This window comes from Ruegeria sp. BH8 (assembly GCF_056538065.1).
The window spans coordinates 1-22,956 of record NZ_JBQFSP010000003.1; the positions used below are offsets into that span (position 1 = coordinate 1).

At 57.8% G+C, this 22,956-nt stretch carries 22 protein-coding genes; 14 read left to right on the plus strand and 8 right to left on the minus strand.

The window, feature by feature from the left end:
• A partial coding sequence (locus ACR0AD_RS08650) for a hypothetical protein (protein WP_480486847.1) occupies nt 1–224 on the minus strand: 224 nt, incomplete at its 3' end.
• 54 nt (nt 225–278) lie between these two features.
• A complete protein-coding gene (locus ACR0AD_RS08655) occupies nt 279–992 on the minus strand; it encodes a uroporphyrinogen-III synthase (RefSeq protein WP_480486848.1) in 714 nt (237 codons plus the stop codon).
• 98 nt (nt 993–1,090) lie between these two features.
• Between ACR0AD_RS08655 and tsaD the strand changes: the two genes are divergently transcribed.
• The 5 genes from tsaD (at nt 1,091) to ACR0AD_RS08680 (ending at nt 5,284) form a co-directional block, all read left to right on the plus strand.
• Nucleotides 1,091–2,188 carry a tRNA (adenosine(37)-N6)-threonylcarbamoyltransferase complex transferase subunit TsaD gene (gene tsaD, locus ACR0AD_RS08660; RefSeq protein WP_480486850.1) on the plus strand — a complete coding sequence of 366 codons (1,098 nt, stop codon included), beginning with the start codon at nt 1,091–1,093 and terminating at the stop codon, nt 2,186–2,188.
• On the plus strand, nt 2,185–3,147 hold the full coding sequence (locus ACR0AD_RS08665; RefSeq protein ID WP_480486852.1) for an NAD(P)H-dependent glycerol-3-phosphate dehydrogenase: 963 nt from the start codon (nt 2,185–2,187) through the stop codon (nt 3,145–3,147). Before tsaD ends, ACR0AD_RS08665 begins: the two co-directional genes overlap by 4 nt.
• A gap of 1 nt (nt 3,148) precedes the next feature.
• Nucleotides 3,149–3,418 carry a YciI family protein gene (locus ACR0AD_RS08670; protein ID WP_480482615.1) on the plus strand — a complete coding sequence of 90 codons (270 nt, stop codon included), beginning with the start codon at nt 3,149–3,151 and terminating at the stop codon, nt 3,416–3,418.
• A complete protein-coding gene (locus ACR0AD_RS08675; RefSeq protein ID WP_480486854.1) occupies nt 3,418–3,840 on the plus strand; it encodes an EVE domain-containing protein in 423 nt (140 codons plus the stop codon). Before ACR0AD_RS08670 ends, ACR0AD_RS08675 begins: the two co-directional genes overlap by 1 nt.
• 160 nt (nt 3,841–4,000) lie before the next feature.
• Entirely contained in the window at nt 4,001–5,284 is a 1,284-nt protein-coding gene (locus ACR0AD_RS08680) for a hypothetical protein (protein ID WP_480486857.1), read from the plus strand.
• Nucleotides 5,285–5,503: 219 nt separating this feature from the next.
• Here the strand turns inward: ACR0AD_RS08680 and ACR0AD_RS08685 are convergent, their stop codons facing one another.
• The 4 genes from ACR0AD_RS08685 to ACR0AD_RS08700 form a co-directional block, all read right to left on the minus strand.
• Nucleotides 5,504–5,845: a DUF2853 family protein gene (locus ACR0AD_RS08685; protein WP_267366309.1), complete on the minus strand. Its 342-nt coding sequence runs from the start codon at nt 5,843–5,845 to the stop codon at nt 5,504–5,506.
• Between the two features lie 137 nt (nt 5,846–5,982).
• The gene (locus ACR0AD_RS08690) at nt 5,983–6,732 is read right to left on the minus strand and encodes an extensin-like domain-containing protein (RefSeq protein ID WP_480486859.1); all 750 of its coding nucleotides are present in this window, start codon (nt 6,730–6,732) and stop codon (nt 5,983–5,985) included.
• Nucleotides 6,733–6,745: 13 nt separating this feature from the next.
• Entirely contained in the window at nt 6,746–8,134 is a 1,389-nt protein-coding gene (gene ahcY, locus ACR0AD_RS08695) for an adenosylhomocysteinase (RefSeq protein WP_267366313.1), read from the minus strand.
• 102 nt (nt 8,135–8,236) lie between these two features.
• Nucleotides 8,237–8,551, minus strand: coding sequence for a hypothetical protein (locus ACR0AD_RS08700; RefSeq protein WP_480486861.1), 315 nt, complete (start codon nt 8,549–8,551; stop codon nt 8,237–8,239).
• Nucleotides 8,552–8,757: 206 nt separating this feature from the next.
• Between ACR0AD_RS08700 and ACR0AD_RS08705 the strand changes: the two genes are divergently transcribed.
• Complete coding sequence (locus tag ACR0AD_RS08705; RefSeq protein ID WP_480486863.1) at nt 8,758–9,351, plus strand: HD domain-containing protein; 594 nt, start codon at nt 8,758–8,760, stop codon at nt 9,349–9,351.
• A gap of 36 nt (nt 9,352–9,387) precedes the next feature.
• Complete coding sequence (locus ACR0AD_RS08710) at nt 9,388–10,110, plus strand: SGNH/GDSL hydrolase family protein (RefSeq protein ID WP_480486865.1); 723 nt, start codon at nt 9,388–9,390, stop codon at nt 10,108–10,110.
• 38 nt (nt 10,111–10,148) lie between these two features.
• Here the strand turns inward: ACR0AD_RS08710 and ACR0AD_RS08715 are convergent, their stop codons facing one another.
• Together ACR0AD_RS08715 and ACR0AD_RS08720 are read right to left on the minus strand one after the other, a co-directional pair.
• Entirely contained in the window at nt 10,149–10,703 is a 555-nt protein-coding gene (locus tag ACR0AD_RS08715; protein WP_050604676.1) for an ActR/PrrA/RegA family redox response regulator transcription factor, read from the minus strand.
• 81 nt (nt 10,704–10,784) lie between these two features.
• Nucleotides 10,785–11,411 carry an SCO family protein gene (locus tag ACR0AD_RS08720; protein WP_209598516.1) on the minus strand — a complete coding sequence of 209 codons (627 nt, stop codon included), beginning with the start codon at nt 11,409–11,411 and terminating at the stop codon, nt 10,785–10,787.
• Nucleotides 11,412–11,501: 90 nt separating this feature from the next.
• Between ACR0AD_RS08720 and regB the strand changes: the two genes are divergently transcribed.
• The 7 genes from regB (at nt 11,502) to addA (ending at nt 22,943) form a co-directional block, all read left to right on the plus strand.
• On the plus strand, nt 11,502–12,899 hold the full coding sequence (gene regB, locus ACR0AD_RS08725) for a sensor histidine kinase RegB (protein WP_480486867.1): 1,398 nt from the start codon (nt 11,502–11,504) through the stop codon (nt 12,897–12,899).
• Between the two features lie 65 nt (nt 12,900–12,964).
• A complete protein-coding gene (locus ACR0AD_RS08730; protein WP_480486869.1) occupies nt 12,965–14,470 on the plus strand; it encodes a PAS-domain containing protein in 1,506 nt (501 codons plus the stop codon).
• 42 nt (nt 14,471–14,512) lie between these two features.
• On the plus strand, nt 14,513–14,986 hold the full coding sequence (gene tsaE / locus ACR0AD_RS08735; RefSeq protein WP_480486871.1) for a tRNA (adenosine(37)-N6)-threonylcarbamoyltransferase complex ATPase subunit type 1 TsaE: 474 nt from the start codon (nt 14,513–14,515) through the stop codon (nt 14,984–14,986).
• Nucleotides 14,983–15,987, plus strand: coding sequence for an aminoglycoside phosphotransferase family protein (locus ACR0AD_RS08740; RefSeq protein ID WP_480486873.1), 1,005 nt, complete (start codon nt 14,983–14,985; stop codon nt 15,985–15,987). Before tsaE ends, ACR0AD_RS08740 begins: the two co-directional genes overlap by 4 nt.
• Complete coding sequence (locus tag ACR0AD_RS08745) at nt 15,984–16,670, plus strand: nucleotidyltransferase family protein (protein ID WP_480486875.1); 687 nt, start codon at nt 15,984–15,986, stop codon at nt 16,668–16,670. The genes ACR0AD_RS08740 and ACR0AD_RS08745 overlap by 4 nt, the downstream gene beginning before the upstream one ends.
• Nucleotides 16,663–19,587, plus strand: coding sequence for a double-strand break repair protein AddB (gene addB / locus ACR0AD_RS08750; RefSeq protein ID WP_480486877.1), 2,925 nt, complete (start codon nt 16,663–16,665; stop codon nt 19,585–19,587). The genes ACR0AD_RS08745 and addB overlap by 8 nt, the downstream gene beginning before the upstream one ends.
• Entirely contained in the window at nt 19,584–22,943 is a 3,360-nt protein-coding gene (gene addA / locus ACR0AD_RS08755) for a double-strand break repair helicase AddA (RefSeq protein WP_480486879.1), read from the plus strand. Before addB ends, addA begins: the two co-directional genes overlap by 4 nt.
• The last annotated feature ends 13 nt before the right edge of the window (nt 22,944–22,956 follow it).

Here is a 22,956-nt window from a genome sequence, read left to right on the forward strand (position 1 = left end):
GCTTCGGCTTCGGCTTCGGCTTCGGCTTCGGCTTCGGCTTCGGCTTCGGCTTCGGCTTCGGCTTCGGCTTCGGCTTCGGCTTCGGCTTCGGCTTCGGACAGGTCTTCTTCTACGGGTTCAGCCGGGTCAACAGGCGTATCTTCCTGCCGCAGATCAGTTTCAACTGCATCATCCGCTACGAGGGGTTCCACCGGCTTTTGATCGGATTTCTTCTTACCAGCCACCGCAATATTCCCCTTATCGAATCCAAATTCAGATGAATAACAGCCCAGGTTAAGTTAATCGGGGACCTCGCCACCCTCAACCCGCAACACATGTTTCACAAGCTTTTTAACAGCTTTACGCATTTTCTTGGGTGTCGGATGTTTTGCGATCTTCAGGTGCTCATAGCCCAAGGAATAAAGGGGATCAGCCGTAGCCTGGCTGATCGCAACCAGCCAAAGGGGGGCCGATCCGGCCCAGATATCGGCAAAATGTCGCGCCGTGCGCGGCGAGAAAAGCGGAGCAATTATCGGCAGATTTCCTCTGGCGGCCTCGGTTGCCTCGGGTGTTAGCGGCAACAACCGCTGCTGATAGACCGGCTGTTCCCGAACGGTCAGACCAGATTCGGTCAGGCGGCCAGCGACATTGCCCCGTGTATGCTCACCCCGCAGGTGCAAAAGGGGGCTTTTGGGCCGATGCTTGAGCAGATGCCCGACCAATTCTTCTGCCGTGGTTCCGACCATCTTGGCCTGCCACCCATACCCTTTCGCGGTACCGGTTGTTGCGGGTCCCACGCAATAGGCCGGCAGAGTTCGGTCAACACCTTTCGAGACCGCAGCATTCACCGCATTGGCCGATGTAAAGATCAATCCTTTTACACCTTTGGTATCCACTGCAACTGGTAGAGGCCAGATTTCCATGATCGGCGAATAGAGGACCTGAACCCGGGACCTGATGCGGGTTGGCAGCTGCTCGACAAACCTTTCCGAGGCGGAGCGAGGGCGGGTCATCAACAAAAACAACGTGTGGCGCCTTGACCCTTCAGGATTGTTTGCATCCGCGCAGGGTGATACCCCGCCGTATATACATGATGCAACGGATCAGGGTGATGGTGCAAACACTTACCGTATTGGGTTTGGAAAGCAGCTGTGACGACACAGCCGCAGCCGTCGTGCGCCAGACCGAAGGTGCCAAAGCCGAAATCCTGTCTTCTGTGGTGCACGGTCAAACCGATCTGCACAGCGCCTTTGGCGGTGTCGTGCCCGAGATTGCAGCCCGTGCGCATGCCGAAAAGCTGGATGTCTGCGTTATGCAGGCGCTGGACGCCGCTGGTCTGTCGCTGCGCGACATGGATGCCATTGCTGTCACCGCCGGGCCCGGTCTGATCGGAGGGGTCATGTCCGGTGTCATGTGCGCCAAAGGGCTGAGCGCCGCCACGGGCCTGCCGCTGATTGGCGTCAATCATCTTGCGGGTCACGCCCTGACACCCCGCCTGACGGACGGCGTCGCCTTCCCTTACCTCATGCTTCTGGTGTCGGGCGGCCATTGCCAATACCTGATCGCCCATAGCCCCGAGCAGTTTACCCGCCTGGGCGGCACCATCGACGATGCGCCAGGGGAAGCCTTTGACAAGACCGCTCGCCTGCTGGGCCTGCCGCAACCCGGCGGCCCGTCTGTCGAGGCTGAGTCCCGTGATGGTAATCCCCAGCGGTTCCGCTTTCCCAGGCCACTGCTCGACCGGCCCGGCTGTGACTTGTCTTTTTCGGGGCTGAAAACAGCGTTGATGCGGATGCGCGACCAGATCGTAGCCGACAAGGGTGGGCTGACCCGTCAGGACCGTGCTGATCTGTGCGCAGGATTCCAGCAGGCCATAGTGGACACATTGGCCGAGAAAACCCGCCGCGCGATTGATCTGTACCTTGATCACAACCCTGTTGATCCCGTTGTCGCGGTCGCAGGTGGGGTGGCAGCGAATTCGGCTATTCGGACAGCATTAGAGTCTGTTTGTGCGCAGCAAGGCGCTCGGTTTACAGCACCTCCGCTGGCTTTGTGCACGGACAATGCCGCGATGATTGCCTATGCGGGTCTTGAACGCATTCGCACCGGCGCGCGCGACGGTCTGGACCTGACTGCCCGCCCCCGCTGGCCGCTGGATCAACGCAGCCCGGCCATGCTGGGCAGCGGTAAGAAAGGGGCCAAGGCATGAACGTATCTGTCCTGGGATCCGGTGCGTTTGGTACCGCTTTGGCGATCTCGCTGTCAGGCAACGGGCCGGTAACTCTGTGGTCCAGAAACGCCGATCAGGCGCGGCAGATGCACGAGACGCGCGAAAACTCCACCCGGCTGCCTGGGGTTTCCTTACCCACGAACATCGCCGTAACCGCAAATATCGCTGAGGCGTCGAAGGCTGACATTCTGCTTTTAGCCGTTCCTATGCAGCAATTGCGCAGCGCCTTGCAGGATCACGCCCCGGTGCTGCGCGGCAAGACACTGGTCGCTTGCTGTAAGGGGATAGAGTTGGATTCTGGCCTCGGGCCCGTTGCGGTCATCAGGGATGTTGTCCCCGACGCCCCGATCGCTTTGCTGACAGGGCCCAGTTTTGCTGATGACATAGCGCGCGGTTTGCCCACTGCGTTAACGCTGGCTTGCGGTCATACGAATCTTGGCAAAGCATTGCAGACCAAACTGGCCACTGCAAACCTGCGCCTCTATCGGACCACTGACACCATAGGTGCTGAACTTGGTGGGGCGCTGAAGAACATCATGGCCATCGGTTGCGGCGCAGCAATCGGCGCGGGGCTGGGGGACAGCGCCCGGGCCGCGTTGATGACTCGCGGTTTTGCGGAAATGCAGCGCTTTGCCACCCTGCGTGGCGCGCGCTCTGACACCCTGATGGGTTTGTCCGGGCTTGGGGATCTGGTGTTGACCTGCTCCTCAGAACTGTCCCGAAACTACCGTTTTGGCCTTAGTTTGGGTCTGAGCCAACCATTTGACCAACATACTACCGTCGAAGGCGTCGCCACCGCGCGCGCCATGTCAGAGATTGCCGTCAAGGAAGGGCTGGACATGCCCATCAGTACAACTGTGGCGGATCTGAGCCATGGTGCCTACAGTGTGACCGAGGCCATCCAAAACCTGCTCAATCGCCCACTCAAGGAGGAATAACATGCTGATCGCACTCATCGCCCGTGACAAAGCCGGGGCACTGCAGACCCGGTTGGACAATCGCGCGGCCCATCTGGCCTATATCGAAGAAACGGGTGTTGTATCGCAGGCAGGGCCGCTGTTGGATGGCGACGCCATGATCGGTTCGCTGGTTGTGCTCGACGTCGAAGATCTGGCTGCTGCGCAAAACTGGGCAGATAATGACCCCTATGCGAAGGCTGGATTGTTCCAGTCGGTTGAACTGATTCCCTGGAAAAAGGTGATCGGCTGATGGCATATTGGCTTTTCAAGTCCGAACCTTCGACCTGGAGCTGGGAACAGCAAATGGCCAAGGGGGACACGGGCGAGGAATGGGACGGTGTGCGCAACTATCAGGCGCGCAATTTCATGCGTCAGATGGCCATTGGGGATTGGGGGTTCTTCTACCACTCTCAAAAGGACAAATCGGTTGTGGGTATTGTCGAAGTATGCGCCGAGGCACATCCCGACAGTTCCACCGATGATGAGCGCTGGGAATGCGTGGATATCAAGGCCGTCCGACCCTTTTCCAAACCCGTGACACTGGACCAGATCAAGGCCGACGAACGGCTTTCCGACATGGTGCTGGTGAAAAACTCTCGTTTGTCGGTTCAGCCGGTAACAGACGATCAATGGAAAGTGGTTTGCGCCTTGGGTGAAACGCAGCCGGATTAACCTGCCGTCCTGTATCAGGTGCAAAACTTCTCAAACGTCCGGCAAGGTGTTATGTTTCCAAGGGCTACGCCGGGTAGGGATCTGAAGGTTATGATTGCTCTGGTCGTAACCGCTTGGTGTTGTTCGGATAAATTCGATATGTTTTGAAAGTTTGAACCCCGTGTCTGACACTGAAAACGGCAACGGGACACTCGATAACACCGTTGCTGCGAAAAGCACGAAAACCTGGGAAGCGCGCCTGAAAGAGGCGCGGGAGAAGCGCGCGTCGGTGCTTGCGAAGGCGCAGGAAGAACCTGTTTCGACATCTGTCCAGACAGACAATCCTCCCCCTCCGGATGATACAGATACTGAGCAGATCGTTTCCGAGCGGGTCCGTTCGCTATATCTGGACAAACCGCGCGTCAGAAAAAAACGGAAAACTTGGGTCGCGTTAGTACTGCTTGCCCTTTTGTGTGGGGCCGCCTTGCAATGGGTCGTTGCAAATCTTTTTGATGACTGGCCATCCGCAGACGCAGAAGATCAGGCTGTTCTGAATGCGCTTTCTGAAACCTTTCTGGTCCCGGAAGAACCGCCTGAGGCTGCAACCACCAGCCTGCCGGACCCGAAAGACACCCCTTCGCCAGAGGATCTTTTGGTTTCAGGGGCCTCCGAGCCTGAGCCTCTCTCAATACCCGCTGACTTCAGCAAACCCTTGGACGAGCCAAATAGCCGGTCAGTCGATCCGGTTATTTTGGATCAATCCGATGCAACGCCCGCCCAAGAACCGGAAAACGCTGTCTTGCCGGAAAGCGAGTTTGCAACCGGCCCGAATCCTGAAGCGGCAACGGAGAAGCCGGAAGTTTCCTTAACGCCGCCCAAGATTTTCATTCCTGCCCAGATGGAACCCATGTTGGCCGTCGCAACTTCTTCAGACATTCAAGCCGCGATTCCAGCCCGGTTTGATCCACGATTTCGCAATCTCAATCCGCTGAACAAGGGCGGATTATCGCAGACATCACAGATAGCCCATGATCCCGTTCCGCAAGAGATCGACACACCCGCCAATCGACCCTACACCGAGGTGAAACCGCTTCTTTTGGCGCCAGCCATTGGTCTGGAGGTCTCGCTTTTTGTACCGTCGAGAGTTTCGCAAGAGACCAGCAACCGGGCATTGGAACTGCTTGCCCGAGGTCAGGCAACGGTGGTGGCAACAGCTCGGGTGGGATACCGGGTCCGAGAAACCCAGGTCCGGTTTTACCATCCCGATGACGCCGAAAACGCCGCGATGGCCGCCGATGCACTTGGGGGTATCGCACGGGACTTCACAAGCTCGGGCAGCAAGACGCGCCCGGGGCGGATCGAGGTTTATCTGGAAGGCAGCGGCGGAAATGCGGACGATAATTCAACCGTTCAGCCTGACAGCGCAGAAAACCTTATCGCGCGTATCCTAAAAGAGTTCAGATGAATAATGAGGGAAGGTTCTGACGATACAGAACCTTCCCTACCCCCGCGTGCTCCCTACTCACCACACGCGTATGGAAATGTCTGGTTCTGACCGTCCTGGTCACGGTTTGACCTTAGCCCAACCGCGCCCAGCATTTCAAACGCCAAGTCCTTAAAAAACAACTCAAATACAAAACGCCCGCCGGGAAGACGACAGGCGTTTCAGGAATACGCGGTAAGATCAGCCGTAAACGGCTTCTTTTCCGAAATGCTTGGTCAGCATGTAATAGACCACGGCGCGGTATTTGTTGCGCTCGGACATGCCATAGGTTTCCATGGCTTTGTTGATCGCTGCCATCAGCTCGGGACCATCGGACAAGCCCAGTTTCTTGATCAGGAAGTTGTTTTTGACGGTTTCCAACTCGGACTCCTGGCTGGCTGCAACAGTTGCCGCATCTGCGTCATAAATCGCCGGGCCGCAACCGATTGTGACCTTGGTCAGCAGGTCCATATCGGGGTTCATCCCACATTTGTTTTTCAGATCTTCAGCGTATTTGGCGATCAGCTCGTCGCGCTTGCCCATGTCCTAATCTCCTTTATCCGTCAATCCGGCACCAATCACCGATAGCCGAGATTAGACGTGTCACAGGTCTGCCAAAAAGGATAAAAAACTGCGTTTCCTCCCCCTTAACGGGGGCTGGAAGGCACAGGATGCAAGACCTATCTGCAGTACCCCCAGCCAGAACCTTGCAGGTGGAAATGATCCGCGTGCAAGCGATTGAAGTCCGGGCCCAGAACCACACGAAACCAGTCGCACGCGCCCCTCCAGATCTGTCGCAGGAACGCGGGTTCGGCACCAGAGCCCTGCCAGTCATTTAACAGGGTCAGCACGCGGCCATCGCTCGTCTCTACACCGATGATATCGATCGAGTCAGCACGGGCATGGCTGCTCCATCCGTTGTTTTCACCCTTCAGGGTGCGCATGCGCCTGCAATTGTAACTTCCGACATGGCGCAATCGGGCAATACCGGTTCCAAGCAGTTCGTGCGCGGCCGGCTGCACGACATGGTGTTCCCACATCGCCAGACGCAATGTTGTGGCGCAACTGGTTTCAACGGCTTCGATATGCGAGGTGGCCAGGCGGGTCAGAAGGCCGCGTGCGGCAATTCTACAGTTCTGGTCAACGACCAGATCCTCCATCGCCTCGAAATGAACGCCCGCTTCGGCCAACGTAGCCCGACACTGGGTTTCGTCCGCCACGGCGCGGTTCAGTTGATACCTGGTGACCGGCGTGACCGGCGCGCTGACTATTAGGTCGCGCAAAGGGTTCCAGTGTGATGGCACCGGTGTCTTTGGATGCGCCAACAGCACCCAGCCGCCGCCGCCCAGCACGATCAGCACAACCAGAACCCTGAAAACTAAGAACGCCGCCGAGTAAAGAAACCGGCGGCGTCCGTTGTTCTGCGTCATCGTCAGACGACAATCAGTAGCGGTAGTGTTCCGGCTTGTATGGACCTTCCGGTTTGACACCGATGTACGCCGCCTGATCCGCATCCATCTTCGTCAGCTTCACGCCGATGCGATCCAGATGCAGGCGGGCCACTTTTTCGTCCAGATGCTTGGGCAGGATGTAGACCTTGTTCTCGTACTGATCACCCTTGGTGAACAGTTCGATCTGTGCCAGAACTTGGTTGGTGAACGAAGCCGACATCACGAAAGACGGGTGACCTGTGGCATTGCCAAGGTTCAGCAGACGGCCTTCGGACAGCAGGATCAGACGGTTGCCCGAAGGCATCTCGATCATGTCCACCTGCTCCTTGATGTTGGTCCACTTGTGGTTCTTCAGGCTAGCCACCTGAATCTCGTTGTCGAAGTGACCGATATTGCCAACGATGGCCATGTCCTTCATCTCGCGCATATGCTCGATGCGGATCACGTCCTTGTTGCCGGTGGTGGTGATGAAGATATCCGCGCTGGCAACTTCGTCTTCCAGCAAGGTCACTTCGAACCCATCCATCGCAGCCTGCAGCGCGCAAATCGGGTCAACTTCGGTCACCTTCACGCGCGCACCCGCGCCGCGCAGGCTGGCGGCCGAGCCCTTGCCCACGTCGCCATAGCCGCAAACCACGGCAACCTTACCGGCCATCATGGTGTCGGTGGCGCGGCGAATACCGTCAACCAGCGATTCCTTGCATCCGTATTTATTGTCGAATTTCGATTTTGTGACCGAGTCATTCACGTTGATCGCCGGGAACGGCAGATGGCCGTCTTTCACCAGCTGATACAGACGGTTCACGCCGGTGGTGGTTTCCTCGGACACGCCCTGAATCTGGTCGCGCATCTTGGTGAACCAACCGGGACTGGCCGCCATGCGCTTGGCGATCTGCTTCTTGATCACCTCTTCCTCTTCCGAACCCGGAACTGGGATGATGTCTTCGCCCGCTTCGGCACGTGCGCCCAGCAGGATGTACAGGGTCGCGTCGCCGCCATCGTCAAGGATCATGTTCGGACCATCTTCAAACAGGAAGGATTTATCCAGATAATCCCAATGCTCTTCCAGCGTCTGACCCTTGATGGCGAAGACGGGAATGCCCGCCTCGGCGATCGCGGCGGCGGCATGGTCCTGAGTCGAGAAGATGTTGCACGACGCCCAGCGCACATCCGCACCCAGCGCAACCAGCGTTTCAATCAGAACGCCGGTCTGGATGGTCATGTGCAGCGACCCAACGATACGCGCACCTGTCAGAGGCTTGCTGTCCCCATATTCCGCACGCAGGGACATCAGTCCCGGCATCTCGGTTTCGGCAATATCCAATTCCTTGCGGCCGAACCCGGCAAGCGAAATGTCTTTAACGATATAGTCCACGGCCATCAGGCGCTCCATTTTCGGTAAATCACAGTCCCGGCTGCCCCTAGCACTCCTTGGGGCAGGTGGCAACTTTGAAGACTGTTACCGGAAGCCTGGTGGCCGCTTTCAGCTTGGCGTGCCTTCGATTTTTATCTTTGGTATCGCTTCAAAAAAATCGGTGCCAACGGCAACAATACAACTGATCCCGTTCGCATTGGTTACCAAAACGGTATAACTGCCCGTTTCCTTCGAGGCCCAGACCTCCATCACAGATTGCGCGTCGCGCGTCTTTTGCAAACCGCCAAAGGCCAATTCCTCGGCGTAGTTTTCCTGCAATTTGGCGACAATATCGTCGCGATCTGCGCAACTTCGGGCAAAAGCTGGTGGGGCGGTCGCGGCCATTCCAAAGGTCAGGGCAATGGCGAATAAACGCTTGAACATGACAAACTCCTATCGTTTCGCGTTTCACGGTCGAGAGGAGCACACCGGGAGAAGCATGTGCCCCCCTCGGTTTTGATGTCGGGATCATGGCGCGCCGTTTCAAAGCACAAATGCTCAAGAAACTGTTGGCAGCAAGTGATCCAGACAGGTACATCATAGCACAAAAATATGGCGCAATCGCGTCCGGTCAGGCGAGGCATAGCAAAATGGCAACACAACCCAGGGCATGGCAGCGCATGTTATCGGGGCGTCGGCTGGACCTGCTGGACCCGACCCCGGTGGATATCGAGATAGAAGATATCGCCCATGGGCTTGCTTTTGTGGCGCGCTGGAACGGGCAGACACGCGGCGATTTCGCCTATTCCGTGGCCGAACACTCTCTGTTGGTTGAGGAACTCTTCGGCAGAATAGCCCCCAAGGCACCCGTCAAGTGGCGGTTGGCAGCCCTGTTACATGACGCGCCGGAATACGTGATCGGCGACATGATTTCGCCGGTCAAATCCGCCGTCGGCCCCGGTTACGGCGCCTTGGACGACCGGCTGGCGGCGGCGATCCACATCCGGTTCGGTTTGCCTGCTGAGGTACCAAAAGCGATGAAGCGGCAGATCAAGAAGGCCGACAAAATCAGCGCCTGGATGGAGGCCACCCAAATCGCGGGCTTTTCCGAGGCAGAGGCGACAAAATTCTTTGGTCGCCCGGATAAAGCGGTGATGGAGGGATTGGAGATCACGCTAAGACCACCGGTCGAAGTAAGGAAAGCCTACACAGATCGGCACACAGTGCTTCTCGCGCTACTTTAGCGACGTGCAACCTGAACAGCTAAAGGAAATGGTGAAATGAGCGCGAAACGGCCGATTGGGAACCGGATCTTGCTTGCAACAAATTTGGTGCTGATCCTGGCGCTAGCAGCCGTGTTGATCAGAACTGGGTATCTGGCGAAGACAGTACGCAAGCTTACCGGAGCGCATACTCCCGTCACAGAAACTAAACACTATCAGACAATGGTGTGGCTGCACAAACGACCGATTTCCCAAGCTCTAGCGTCACCGAATATTCAAATCGCATTTATTGGTGATTCCATCATCGAGGGATGGCTAACCAGCAACATCGTTTCAAACGCATTGAATCTGGGAATCAGTCGGGACACAACCCAAGGCTTAATAGCAAGGGTACACCCGGAGCTCATCACTCATGTTCCGGTCTGGTACTTGGGTGTTGGGGTTAATGACGCCCTGAACGACACACCTCTGGAGGAGATTCCGAAATATGTTAAGCAGTTAGCGGATGTGTTCACCTCCGTAGACAGATTGATCTGGCGCGCCGTTCTGCCTGTCGCCGGCGAAACTTGGACTATCGAAAACGAAGCGTTTCGAACCGCCTACAACATTGCAGCACAACAAGCTTGCTTGGAAATGGGAAACTGCACGTTTCTCAACTCCCCTCCCGGGTATAGTGATAACATCGACAAGTGGACATCGGACGGCCTACACCCCAATCCAATCGGTTATCGTCACCTGACACAGCAGCTTTGCGCTGAAATAAAGTGCTCCCTTCAGTGACGCTGAGTGGGGTTTTTTGCGGTGATTAGGTTATAGTCTCAACGCGGACTGCGCTTCGCCAGTATCCTCTGCAATGTCCGGCGATGCATGTTCAGCCGACGCGCCGTTTCGCTGACATTGCGGTCGCACAGCTCATAAACCCGCTGGATGTGCTCCCAACGCACGCGGTCCGCGCTCATGGGGTTTTCCGGCGGTGGCGGCAGTTCGTCACCCTTGGCCAGCAGCGCATTGGTGATGTCGGTGGCGTCGGCGGGTTTCGACAGATAATCGGTTGCGCCGATTTTTACAGCGGCGACTGCGGTCGCAATCGCCCCGTACCCGGTCAGAACCACTACCCGGCTGTCAGGGCGTTTTTCGCGCAAAACTTCAACCACATCCAGACCGTTGCCATCCTCCAGTCGCAGATCAACAACCGCGTAAGCCGGTGGGCGGGCGGTGGAAATTGCGCGGCCTGCGGCGACAGACCCTGCAGTTTCGACCTCGAATCCACGCTTTTCCATGGCCTTGGCCAAACGTCTCAGGAACGGCTCGTCATCATCCACCAAAAGCAGGGATTTATCAGGGCCGATATCAAGCTGAGAACTGTCTGCCATATGTTAGGTCTTTCCGCTATTTCATGCCTTTGGCTTAAACATGAGTAATAGCAGCGCAGAAACAAAGGTCAAACAACCTTGTTAAGGCGCGGCCTGGTCCAGAAAGCACCCGACCTTGTCCGCCATCTGTTCGGCGGTGTCATCGCGCTTGAAGAATTCAAGGAAACCATGTTCGGGCGTCACCAGATAGGTGAAGGTGGAATGGTCAACAAGGTAGAATTCGTCGCTTTTATCCTGTGCCTTGTAATAGGTCTTGTAAGCCTTGCTCGCCGCCCTGACCTGTTCGGGCGAACCGGTCAACGCAATCGTCTTGCCGCCAAGATTGAAGGCATAATCATCCACAACCTCGGGCGTGTCCCGTTCGGGATCGATCGAGATGAACAGCGCCGTTGCCGACTGCCCGCGCTGGTTCAGGATATCCACGGCCTCAACATTGCGGGACATGTCAAACGGGCAAACATCGGGGCAGAATGTATAGCCGAAATAGACAAGTGTGGGTTCGGTGATCACGTCTTTGTCGGTCACCGTCTCACCTTTGCCATTCACCAGTTCAAACGGCCCGCCGATAGCAGCGGTCCCCCCGGCAATCTGCCCGGATCGGCACTGTGCAAACTGGTCGCCGGAACCGCCCCCACGCGTCAAAAGCCACATCGCACCAAGACCGATGGCCAGAACGAGAGTTGCAAGAATTGCGTATAGGCGGGTCATTTCGGTTTTCCGGTCGCAAGGAGTTGTTGATCGTTTCGGCCGGGACACCTAACAAGATGACCAGCCTTTGCAACAGGACATAAGCGACCGATGGCAGATTCCAATCAGACTTTTTGGCGCGGCCAGGAACGCAGCAGCTGGATCCGCCTGCGCACCCTGATCCTGTTGAGATGGGTTGCCATTTTTGGTCAGATCACCGCCATCACCGTGGCCCAGAAATACTATCACGTGCAGCTGGAACTGGGCCTGTGCTATCTGGCCATCGGGATCTCGGTCATGGGTAACCTGACTGCCATTCTGTTGTTTCCACAGAACAAGCGGATGTCCGAGTTCGAAAACTTCCTGATGGTTCTGTTCGATCTGCTGCAACTGTCGATCTTGTTGTATCTGACGGGCGGTCTGAACAACCCCTTCGCCCTTCTGCTTTTGGGGCCGGTCACGATTTCCGCCAATGTCATGAGCACACGGTCGACCTTGATAGTTGGGGCTGTTGCGATTGTTCTGACCACCCTGCTGGCGGAATTCCACCTGCCGCTGCGGACCAACATCGGAGTGTTTCTGGACATTCCGGAAATCCTGCTGTTTGGCAATTGGGCGGCTATTATTATCGCCATCGTCTTTATCGGTGCTTATTCTCACCGCGTCAGTTCCGAGGTTCAGTCCATGTCCGAAGCGCTGGCTGCCACCCATATGGCGCTGGCCCGCGAGCAAAAATTGACCGATTTGGGTGGCGTGGTAGCCGCTGCCGCGCACGAGTTGGGCACCCCCTTGGCCACGATCAAACTGACAAGTGCGGAACTGATCGAAGAGCTGGACGACCGTCCCGACCTCAGGGAAGACGCCGCCTTGATCCGTGAGCAGGCTGATCGGTGCCGCGACATTTTGCGCGATATGGGTCGTGCCGGAAAAGATGACCTGCATTTGCGGCAGGCTCCGCTTTCGACGGTGGTGAACGAAGCCGCCGAACCGCATGTCGACCGGGGCAAGGTCGTTCATTTTTCTGAAGGCCCGACGCAGGACGGAGACGTGCTGCAACCCTCGATCCTGCGAAAGCCCGAGATCATTCACGGGCTCCGCAACCTGATCCAGAATGCCGTGGATTTCGCCCGCGCGAATGTCTGGGTCGAAGCCGAATGGACAGACAGCAGGATCACCGTCAGCATCATGGATGACGGGCGCGGCTACCCGTCGCACATGATTGGACGCATCGGTGATCCCTTCATGCGCCGCAGACGGGCCGAAGCCGACCTGCGGACCCGGCCGGAATACGAAGGCATGGGACTGGGACTGTTCATCGCAAAAACGTTGCTGGAACGCAGCGGTGCCGAGCTGAAATTCGCAAATGGCACGGACCCGTATCAGCATCTGACTGATCACAAGGACAGGACAGGCGCGATCGTCAAAGTCTCGTGGCCGCGCAACCTGATTGACGCGCAAAAGGGTGACACGCCGGTTCCATCCGGTTCCAACAAACGCATTCAAGTATGAGTTAAGGAGCCGTTAACCTATCCTGCCCATAGTCAGCCGGGGTTTGTTCTACCTTGGGGATATTCATGGCCGACTGGATCATTCTGGCCGCGATCAGCCTGGTATCGGGATGCTTTGCCGTGCAGTGGTTATTGCCACGCCAGACGCAACGCGACGATGTCTTTGGTTTGTTTTCGACAACATCCCTGTTCGATGCGGTATTCCTGTTTGATGGTGATCACCTGATCAGCCACTCCGATATCGCGCTTGCCGGGTTCGAACATGTTGGAAGCTGGCAGGACTTGCGCCGCCTGCTGCAAAGGGATTTCCCCACCTTCCCCGAAACACCCGAAAAGGTTCGTGATCAAAATGTACTGGTAATCTCGGCCATTGATTGCACAGTCGAACGCGAAGTCGTGTGTGAATGGATCGACGGGATTGTCCGCGTGCGTCTGCACGAACCGGCCAGAGTACCTCCGACTGGGTCAAGCACGCTGAGTGAACCGAGCCGTTTGGCCATGGAACAGGCCCCCTATCCAGTATGGTTGCTGGATCACAACAGCCAGGTGCAATGGTGCAATGCGGCTTATGTCACGCTTGTTCGCCGGGCGCGTGGTCAGGATGCCGATCTGACTGCCCCGCTGTTTCCGGGCACCTCTGATGCGCCGTCGCTTGGAAAATCAAGGGTTTCGGTAGATGTGACTGGGACCAACAGCAAGTTGTGGTTCGACCTGACGCAGATCGAACAGGAAGACGGGCGGTTATGTTACGCCACAGACATCAACGCCATTGTCGAAGCGGAAACCGCGCAACGCAAGTTCGTGCAGACCATGACCAAGACGTTTGCTCAACTTTCGATCGGCCTGGCCATTTTCGATCGCAACCGGCAACTGGCGCTGTTCAACCCGGCCCTGATCGATCTGACCACGTTGCCGCCGGATTTCCTCAGCTGCCGCCCAAATATCAGCAGCTTCTTCGACCGGCTAAGGGATCAGCACATGATGCCAGAGCCCAAGAACTACCGTACATGGCGGCGTCAGATGAACGACCTGCTCGAAGCAGCCGAGGGCGGCAATTACCACGAAACATGGTCGCTTCCCTCTGGCTCGGTTTATTCTGTAAGCGGCAGGCCGCATCCCGACGGGGCTGTTGCGTTTCTGTTCGAAGATATTACGGCAGAAATCACGTTAACGCGCCGCTTCCGGTCCGAGATGGATCTGATGCAATCCATATTGGACAAGCTGGCCGATGCAATCGCTGTATTTGCCGATGATGGCACCCTGGCCCTTACCAACTACGCCTACGAAAAGCTTTGGGGCAGCGCACAGGAAATCGGCTTTCAGACCGACACCATCACCGATGTCACGCGGCATTGGCAGGACCATTGTGTCGCTACGCCGATCCTTGGAGAGATCCGGGATTTTGTCGAAATGCGGGATAATCGGGCGGAATGGACGGCTGAAATCCGGATGCGGTCAGGTATCACTTTGGACTGCACGGTTTCACCGGTTCATAATGGTGCGACGATCGTGCGGTTTGCACCCGTGGATATTCTGACAAAAACAGCTCCTATGAAACAGATCAGCGCCTGAACCGGGGTTGCAGCCGATTGGGCAGAACGTCATTGTGGCGCCATGACGACGCCCCCCCAAACCCTGACCTTCAGATCGCCCGATGAAACCGCAGATTTTGCGACCCGTGTCGGGTCTTCGCTTGGTTCCGGGGATGTCCTGTTGCTTAGTGGTGCAATCGGCAGCGGCAAGACGCATTTCGCACGCAGCCTCATTCAATCACTCATGCCTGAGCCGGAAGATGTGCCGTCACCCACATTCACTTTGGTTCAGACCTACGACACCCCGGCCGGTGAGATCTGGCACTGCGATCTTTATCGGCTGAACGCGTTAGAGGAAGTGGATGAACTGGGTTTGGTCGATGCCTTTGACACAGCAATCTGCCTTGTGGAATGGCCGGAAAAGCTGGGCGCACTAGCCCCTGCCGCTGCGTTAAAGCTGGCCTTCGAAACAGACCCTGACACAGAAGATACCCGCCACGTGTCCTTGTCATGGACCGATCCGAAATGGGTAAAAAAGCTGGAGAGTGCAGGATGACAAACAGGACAGTCCTGGCAGAGGCCCTTATTGCACAAACTCCTTGGGCCGGGGCAACGCGTGCACCACTGGCCGGCGACGCATCGAACCGCCGGTACGAACGCGTGACCGATCCGGTCAGTGGGCGAACGGCTGTCCTGATGGATGCGCCACCTGACAAGGGCGAAAGCGTCGAATCGTTTGTGCGTGTTGCTGAGTATCTGCGTTCGATTGGACTGAGTGCGCCCGAGATTTACGCAGAAGACGCTGAATATGGATTTCTGCTGCTGGAAGATCTGGGTGATGATCTGTTTGCACGTGTTCTGAAAAAAGACCCGTCCAAAGAACGCCTTTTGTACGAGGCCGCGACAGACGTGTTGCTTCACCTGCATCAGGCCCCATTATTGTCGCTACCGTCCTACGACCCGGCCCTGATGACGGACCTGGCGGCGCTGGCGCTTACGAAATATGCCGCTGGAATTCAGGGCAATGTTGATCAGGACGTTCTGGACCGGTTCGAACTTCGGTTTGCCGATATTCTGCACCGAGAAACCTCTGGGGACAAAGTTGTCATTCAAAGGGACTATCACGCGGAAAACCTTCTTTGGCTGCCCGAGCGCGACGGCATAAGGCGCGTCGGATTGCTGGATTTCCAATTGGCCATGCTGGGGCACCCCGCCTATGATCTGGTGTCCTTGCTTCAGGACATTCGCCGCGAAGTTTCGGTCGGGACAGAAATGCAGATGATCAACCGCTATATTGCAGGGTCGGGTATGGATGATCACGAGTTTCGGACCGCGTACAGCGTATTGGGCGCGCAGCGAAATCTTCGCATCCTTGGCGGTTTTTCGCGGCTGGCAACCGATTACGGCAAGCCGCAATATCTGGACATGATCCCGGCGGTCTGGTCGCACCTCATGCGGGATCTGGAACACCCTGCCCTTGTTTCGGTGGCCTCGCTGCTGCACGACGCTCTGCCCCGACCAACACCTCAGAATTTGGCCAGGCTGAGGCCCCAATGACCGGATCACCCTTTGCCGTAATGTTGTTTGCCGCCGGGTTTGGCACCCGTATGGGCGCGTTGACCAAGGACCGACCCAAACCGCTGATCGAAGTGTCCGGGCGCGCCCTGATCGACCACGCGCTGGATCTTGTCGACAACCTTGGCCCTGTTCGCACAGTGGCAAACGTGCATTACCACGCCGATCAGCTCGACGCGCATCTCAGGCCCAAAGGCATTCTGATATCGCGGGAAGAGCCGGAGATTTTGGAAACCGGCGGCGGGTTGCGCGCAGCCCTACCATTGCTGGGCACCGACCCTGTGTTCACACTGAATACCGACGCAATCTGGTCCGGCCCAAATCCATTGATGCTGCTGCAAAACGCATGGGACCCGTCCCGCATGGATGCACTTTTGATGTGTGTTCCGACTGCGCAGGCCATTGGTCACAACGGGCCGGGTGATTTTACCGCTGATCGGTTGGGGCGGATCACGCGTGGACCCGGATTGGTTTACGGGGGTGCACAGATTCTCAAGACACAAGGGTTGCACGCCTTCTCGCAGCCAGCGTTTTCGTTGAACCTGCTTTGGAACCAGATGCAGGATCAGGGGCGTTTGTTCGGCATTGAGTATCCCGGTCGCTGGTGTGATGTGGGTCACCCCGATGGGATCGCTCTGGCCGAGGATTTGCTGGCAGATGTTTGACCCCGGACCCCTGCCCCGCGTCTTCGCCGTCCCGCCCGGTACGGATTTCCCCAAGGCGTTGGTCGACGGCCTGAGGCGGCGTTGTTCAGGCCCGCCCGAAGCTATGGCGCGGGTGGAACTGGTGTTGAACACGCGGCGTATGGAACGGCGCGTACGTGACCTGTTCAATCAGGGGCCGCCTTGCCTGCTGCCCCGCATCTCTCTGGTTACCGATCTGGGGGACAGTGCTGATCTGGCGCATATTCCACCTGCCATTCCGCCCCTTCGGCGGCGTCTGGAGTTGACACAGCTGGTCGCCAAATTGTTGGAACAACAACCGGATCTGGCCGCGCGGTCGTCGGTTTTTGACCTGTCCGACAGTCTGGCGGCGCTGATTGACGAAATGCAGGGTGAAGGTGTGTCGCCGGACACAATCCGGGGGCTGGATGTCAGCGACATGTCCGGCCATTGGGCGCGGGCTCAGACCTTTATTGGTATCGCAGATCATTTCATTGACACGGGCTCGCAGGTGATGGACGCGCAGGCCCGCCAACGCCGCGTGGTCGAAAACCTGATCGCCCGCTGGCAAACCGATCCCCCCCTGCATCCGGTTATACTGGCCGGGTCGACCGGTTCGCGCGGCACCACGCTGATGCTGATGGACGCCGTCGCGCGCTTGCCGCAAGGGGCGCTGGTACTGCCCGGATACGATTTCGACCAGCCGGATCACGTTTGGGAAGGGTTGGATGATGCGTTGACTTCGGAAGATCACCCGCAATACCGGTTTCGCAAGCTGATGCACGGGCTGGGCCTGTCACCCGGTCAGATCACCCCCTGGACAGACCTGAACGCCCCCTCGCCTGCCCGTAACCGTCTGGTTTCCCTGGCTTTGCGCCCGGCCCCGATCACCAATGCCTGGATGAGCGAAGGCCCGAAACTGGCTGATCTACTCGGCGCAACCAAAGACCTGACACTGGTCGAGGCGCAATCACCGCGGGACGAGGCTTTGGCCATTGCCCTGCGCCTGCGAAAGGCTGCTGAAACCGGTCAGACCGCCGCCCTGATCACGCCCGATCGCATGTTGACCCGTCAGGTCAGCGCCGCGCTGGATCGGTGGAACATTCTGGCGGATGACAGCGCCGGTTTGCCGCTGCAACTCTCTCCTCCGGGCCGGTTTCTGCGACATGTGGCTGGTCTGTTCACGCGCCGTCTGGAGGGCGAGGCGCTGCTTACCTTGCTAAAACACCCTTTGTGCCATGACGGCAGTGAACGCGGTAACCATTTGCTGCACACGCGTGATCTGGAACTGGACCTGCGCCGCAATGGCCCGCCATTTCCGGATGGCACCAGCCTCACCGCATTTGCAGTACGCAAAGAAGCCCCCGAGGCCTGGGTTCAATGGGTTGTTCACCACTTCTGCGATCAACAGATCGGTGGCGAGTTGGCGCTTTCCGACTGGGTAGATCGGGTCACAACACTGGCCGAGGCGATCTCGGCTGGCAGTGCAGGTGAAACCGGCACGTTGTGGGACAAGAACGCGGGTCAAAAGGCACTGGCAGTGCTGAATTCCCTCAGGGATGAGGCGCAACATGGCGGGCCGATGACAGCCCATGATTTTGCCGATCTTCTGGGCGCGTTGCTTGCAGGGGAAGAGGTCCGCGACCGCGACGCGCCACATCCGCATATCATGATCTGGGGCACACTCGAAGCGCGGGTACAAGGTGCCGACCTGTTGATCCTTGGCGGATTGAACGAAGGCAGTTGGCCAGAAGCTCCGGCTCCTGACCCCTGGCTGAACCGGCAGATGCGTGACAAAGCGGGGTTGTTGCTGCCCGAACGGCGGATTGGCCTGTCGGCGCATGATTTTCAACAGGCCATCGGCGCGCCCGAGGTCTGGCTAACCCGCGCAACCCGCTCGGACGATGCGGAAACGGTGCCGTCCCGTTGGGTGAACCGGCTGACAAACCTGTTGCAAGGCCTGCCTGAGCAGGGTGGCCCCCAAGCGCTGGCCGAAATGCGCGCCCGTGGCCAAAACTGGCTGAATTGGTCCGACGCTCTGGAAGACGCGCCGCGCATTGACCCCGCGCAACGCCCATCCCCGCGCCCGCCAGTTGCCGCGCGTCCACGTCACCTGTCAGTAACGGAAATCAAGCGGCTAATTCGCGATCCTTATGCCATCTATGCCAAGCATGTGCTGCGTTTGAAACCTCTCGACCCGCTTGTCCAGGCACCCGACGCGTTGCTGCGGGGGATCGTAATCCACGAAATCCTCGAACATTTCGTCAAGGATAGCGTGCTCGACAACGCCTTGCTGACGCGTGAGAATTTCCTGAAGCGCGCGCACGCATTGCTGGAGCAGCATGTCGCCTGGCCCACGGCGCGGCACCTGTGGCTTGCGCGACTGGAACGGATCGCAGACGACTTTATCAGCGCCGAACTTTCGCGCCGGGGTGATGGCGGGCCAGTGGCCTTTGAAGCGGCGATGAAGCTGGCGCTGAACCCGCTGGATTTCACCATAACAGGGCGCGCCGACCGGATCGATCACAACAGCCGGGGGGCCTTGCGGATCATCGACTATAAAACCGGCGCGCCTCCGACAGAAAGCCAGCAGTCCAAATTCGACAAGCAATTGCTGATCGAGGCCGCAATGGCCGAGCAGGGCGGTATCGAAGGGCTTGACCCGATGGCGGTGGCAGAGGCGATCTTCATCGGGATGGGTGGTGCCTATAAAGAGGTGCCCGCGCCGCTGCTGAAAGAACCCGCCGACAAGGTTCTAGCCGAGCTGAAAGAGCTGATTTCGGCTTATTTAGAATCTGATCAGGGGTATTCGTCCCGCCGAATGCTACACAAGGATACGGATATCGGTGACTATGATCATCTGGCCAGGTTCGGCGAGTGGGACCGGACAGCCGAAACGCGCCCCGAGGATTTGACATGAGCGCGCGCAACGAAGCAACCGAACGGCAGGTGCAGGCCGCGCGACCAGATGCCTCGACCTGGCTGGCCGCCAATGCGGGGTCTGGAAAGACACGGGTTCTGACCGATCGGGTGGCGCGCCTGCTGCTGGGTGGCGTCCAACCGCAGCACATTCTTTGCCTGACCTATACCAAAGCCGCTGCCAGCGAGATGCAGAACCGGTTGTTTGACCGTCTTGGCAAATGGGCCATGCTGGAAGATGCCAGGCTGCAAAAGGACCTGGCCGAATTGGGCGTGACTGGCACCATCGATTCAGATCGATTGGCCCAAGCGCGCACCCTGTTTGCCCGCGCCATTGAGACGCCGGGTGGCTTGAAGATTCAGACAATTCACTCTTTCTGCGCCTCGTTGCTGCGTCGTTTCCCGCTCGAGGCCGGGGTCAGCCCGCAGTTTTCGGAAATGGAAGACCGTGCGGCAGCTTTGCTAAGGGAAGAAATTGTTGAAGATTTTGCAGAAGGCCCGCAGGCCGGGCTGATCGAAGACGTGGCCCGGTTTGTCACCGATACAGGCTTTGACAAGCTGACTGCGGCGATCACCCAGAAACGCAACCTGTTCGCGCAGCAACTGGATTGGTCTGATCTTCTGCAACGCTTCGAACTGCCCTCGCATTTCGACGATAATGCGTTGTTCCAAAGCGTTTTTCAGGGTGGTGAGGTCCAGCTGATCCAATCAATGCTGCCCGTATTGCTCGAAAGTGGCGGCAATAATGCCAAGGCTGCGGCAAGGCTGGCAGGGTTCACCGACGCACGATTGGCTCACTTGCCCATGCTGGAAGACGTGCTGCTGACCGGAAAAGGCGCAAAAGAACCGTTTACCGCCAAGACCAACGGCTTTCCCACCAAACCCCTTCGCGAAGGTGCGCTGACTGACCGGATGCCTCAACTCGAAGCTCTCATGCTTCGGGTCGAGGCCGCGCGTGAACGCCGACTGGCGCTGGTTGCCGCCCAGAAAACCGCCGTTTTGCACCGCTTTGCCGCTGCATTTCTACCGGAATATGAACGCCGCAAGCAGTTGCGGGGGTGGCTGGATTTCGACGACCTGATCCTGCGCGCACGTCAGGTTCTGAATGACCCGGCGGTGGCCGAATGGGTGCTGTACCGTCTGGACGGGGGTATCGACCACATTCTTGTCGACGAAGCGCAAGACACCAGCCCCGATCAATGGGATGTGGTCGAAAAACTGGCTCAGGAATTCACCAGTGGGGAAGGGGCCCGATCAGGGGTCGAGCGCACGATTTTCGTGGTCGGCGATAAAAAGCAATCGATCTATTCCTTTCAGGGCGCCGACCCGCAGGCTTTTGACCGGATGCAGGAAGAGTTTGACCGAAAACTCGCTGAATCAGGCTCTAAACTGTGGGATTCGACGCTGGAATATTCATTCCGATCCTCCAGCGCGATCTTGTCTCTGGTCGACACGCTTTTTGAGAACCGCGCCGATGCGGGATTTCAGAAGGAAAGCCAGCACCGCGCCTTCAAATCCGATTTGCCCGGTCGGGTTGATCTTTGGCCCGTCGTCGAGAAAGTCGAAGACGCGGAAGAGGGGGATTGGACCGATCCGGTGGACCGGCCCGGATCGCGGCATCATACCGTTATTCTGGCCAAACGGGTGGCTGAGACGATCAAAGAAATGATCGATGGCGGCGAAACGATCCCTGAAGACGGGGACACGCAGGGCCAGTTTGTTCGACGCAAAGTGCAACCGGGTGATTTTCTGATCCTTGTGCAACGCCGGTCCGACTTGTTTGCCGAAATCATTCGCGCCTGCAAGGTTGCCGGGCTTCCCATCGCCGGGGCGGACAGGCTGAAAGTGGGTGCCGAACTTGCGGTCAAGGATCTGGCTGCGCTGCTTAGCTTTCTGGCCACGCCCGAAGACAGCCTGTCGCTGGCGACAGTTCTGAAATCCCCACTGTTCGGATGGTCCGAGCAGCAGCTTTTCGATCTGGCCCATCGGCGGGAGGAGCAATTCCTGTGGGCTGCTTTGCGCAGACGCGCCGACGATTTCCCCAAAACCCTGGCCGTGCTGAACGATCTGCGCAGTCAGATCGACTTTCTGCGCCCCTATGACCTGATCGAACGCATTCTGACCCGACATGACGGGCGGCGAAACCTGTTGGGCCGATTGGGACCCGAGGCAGAAGACGGTATCAATGCCCTGCTGTCGCAGGCGTTGGCCTACGAGCGGACGGATATCCCCAGCCTGACGGGATTTCTGGTCTGGATGCAGACCGACGATCTGGAAATCAAACGACAGATGAGCGGGGTCGGCAATATGATCCGGGTGATGACGGTGCACGGCTCGAAAGGTCTGGAGGCTCCGATCGTCATTCTGCCGGATACCGGCAAACGTCAGCCGCCACGCGACGCCGAAATCATGGTGGCAGACGGGACACCGCTGTGGAAGGTTTCGGCAGACCAATCGCCAAACCTGATCACTCACGCCCGGTCAGAGGCGCGCACCCGCGAGGAAAACGAACGGCTTCGCCTGCTATATGTGGCTCTAACACGGGCCGAAAAGTGGCTGATCGTGGCGGCGGCGGGTGATTTGGGTAAAGATGGCAACAACTGGTACCAGATGGTAGAAGCGGCGATGGAAAAGGCCGGGGCAACGCAACTGCCTGGTTCAGATAAACGTCGGCTGTCCCATGGCGACTGGGATGGGTTGCCATTGGTCGAGCAGTCAGTTGCATTGGCCAAACATGCAGAACTGCCCGACATGTTCCTGCACCCCGCACCAGAACCAGTTGTACCGGCGGCCTCTATCAGCCCTTCGGATATGGGTGGTGCCAAGGCGTTGCCGGGTGACGCTGGTCTGGATGAAGACGCTGCCAAACTGCGCGGAACCCGCGTGCACCTGCTGCTTGAGCATCTGCCCAAAGTCACGCAGAACCACTGGCCAGAGCTTTGTGCCCGCCTGCTGCCCGAGATGAGGCAAGAGGATCAGGGCGCATTGCTGACCGAAGTCACAGGCGTGCTGACATCCGAAAGCCTGCGACACATTTTCACGCCGGACACATTGGCCGAAATACCTGTTACTGCCGACCTGAACGGGCAGCGAATGTATGGGATTGTCGACCGCCTGATCGTGACAGACACCGAAGTCCATGTGATTGATTTCAAATCAAATGCCACCGTTCCGAACCGGGTCAAAGATTGCCCCGAAGGGTTGCTTCGCCAAATGGGCGCGTATGCGCAGGCCCTGTCGCAGATCTATCCAAACCATAAGATACGCACCGCAATCCTCTGGACAAGAACGGCAAATCTTATGTGGCTGCCACACGATCTTGTGACGGATGCCGTGGCCTGCACCCAGATATCTTGACCTTACCTACTGC

Coding starts and splice junctions, on each gene's coding strand:
- ACR0AD_RS08720 (WP_209598516.1), bottom strand. CDS start 11,411: ATGACCCGCCTATACGCAATTCTTGCAACTCTCGTTCTGGCCATCGGT.
- ACR0AD_RS08700 (WP_480486861.1), bottom strand. CDS start 8,551: ATGTTCAAGCGTTTATTCGCCATTGCCCTGACCTTTGGAATGGCCGCG.
- addA (WP_480486879.1), top strand. CDS start 19,584: ATGAGCGCGCGCAACGAAGCAACCGAACGGCAGGTGCAGGCCGCGCGA.
- ACR0AD_RS08665 (WP_480486852.1), top strand. CDS start 2,185: ATGAACGTATCTGTCCTGGGATCCGGTGCGTTTGGTACCGCTTTGGCG.
- ACR0AD_RS08655 (WP_480486848.1), bottom strand. CDS start 992: ATGACCCGCCCTCGCTCCGCCTCGGAAAGGTTTGTCGAGCAGCTGCCA.
- ACR0AD_RS08710 (WP_480486865.1), top strand. CDS start 9,388: ATGAGCGCGAAACGGCCGATTGGGAACCGGATCTTGCTTGCAACAAAT.
- ACR0AD_RS08670 (WP_480482615.1), top strand. CDS start 3,149: ATGCTGATCGCACTCATCGCCCGTGACAAAGCCGGGGCACTGCAGACC.
- ACR0AD_RS08745 (WP_480486875.1), top strand. CDS start 15,984: ATGACCGGATCACCCTTTGCCGTAATGTTGTTTGCCGCCGGGTTTGGC.
- ACR0AD_RS08675 (WP_480486854.1), top strand. CDS start 3,418: ATGGCATATTGGCTTTTCAAGTCCGAACCTTCGACCTGGAGCTGGGAA.
- ACR0AD_RS08705 (WP_480486863.1), top strand. CDS start 8,758: ATGGCAACACAACCCAGGGCATGGCAGCGCATGTTATCGGGGCGTCGG.
- ACR0AD_RS08715 (WP_050604676.1), bottom strand. CDS start 10,703: ATGGCAGACAGTTCTCAGCTTGATATCGGCCCTGATAAATCCCTGCTT.
- ACR0AD_RS08690 (WP_480486859.1), bottom strand. CDS start 6,732: ATGACGCAGAACAACGGACGCCGCCGGTTTCTTTACTCGGCGGCGTTC.
- ACR0AD_RS08685 (WP_267366309.1), bottom strand. CDS start 5,845: ATGGGCAAGCGCGACGAGCTGATCGCCAAATACGCTGAAGATCTGAAA.
- ACR0AD_RS08740 (WP_480486873.1), top strand. CDS start 14,983: ATGACAAACAGGACAGTCCTGGCAGAGGCCCTTATTGCACAAACTCCT.
- regB (WP_480486867.1), top strand. CDS start 11,502: ATGGCAGATTCCAATCAGACTTTTTGGCGCGGCCAGGAACGCAGCAGC.
- addB (WP_480486877.1), top strand. CDS start 16,663: ATGTTTGACCCCGGACCCCTGCCCCGCGTCTTCGCCGTCCCGCCCGGT.
- ahcY (WP_267366313.1), bottom strand. CDS start 8,134: ATGGCCGTGGACTATATCGTTAAAGACATTTCGCTTGCCGGGTTCGGC.
- tsaD (WP_480486850.1), top strand. CDS start 1,091: ATGGTGCAAACACTTACCGTATTGGGTTTGGAAAGCAGCTGTGACGAC.
- tsaE (WP_480486871.1), top strand. CDS start 14,513: ATGACGACGCCCCCCCAAACCCTGACCTTCAGATCGCCCGATGAAACC.
- ACR0AD_RS08730 (WP_480486869.1), top strand. CDS start 12,965: ATGGCCGACTGGATCATTCTGGCCGCGATCAGCCTGGTATCGGGATGC.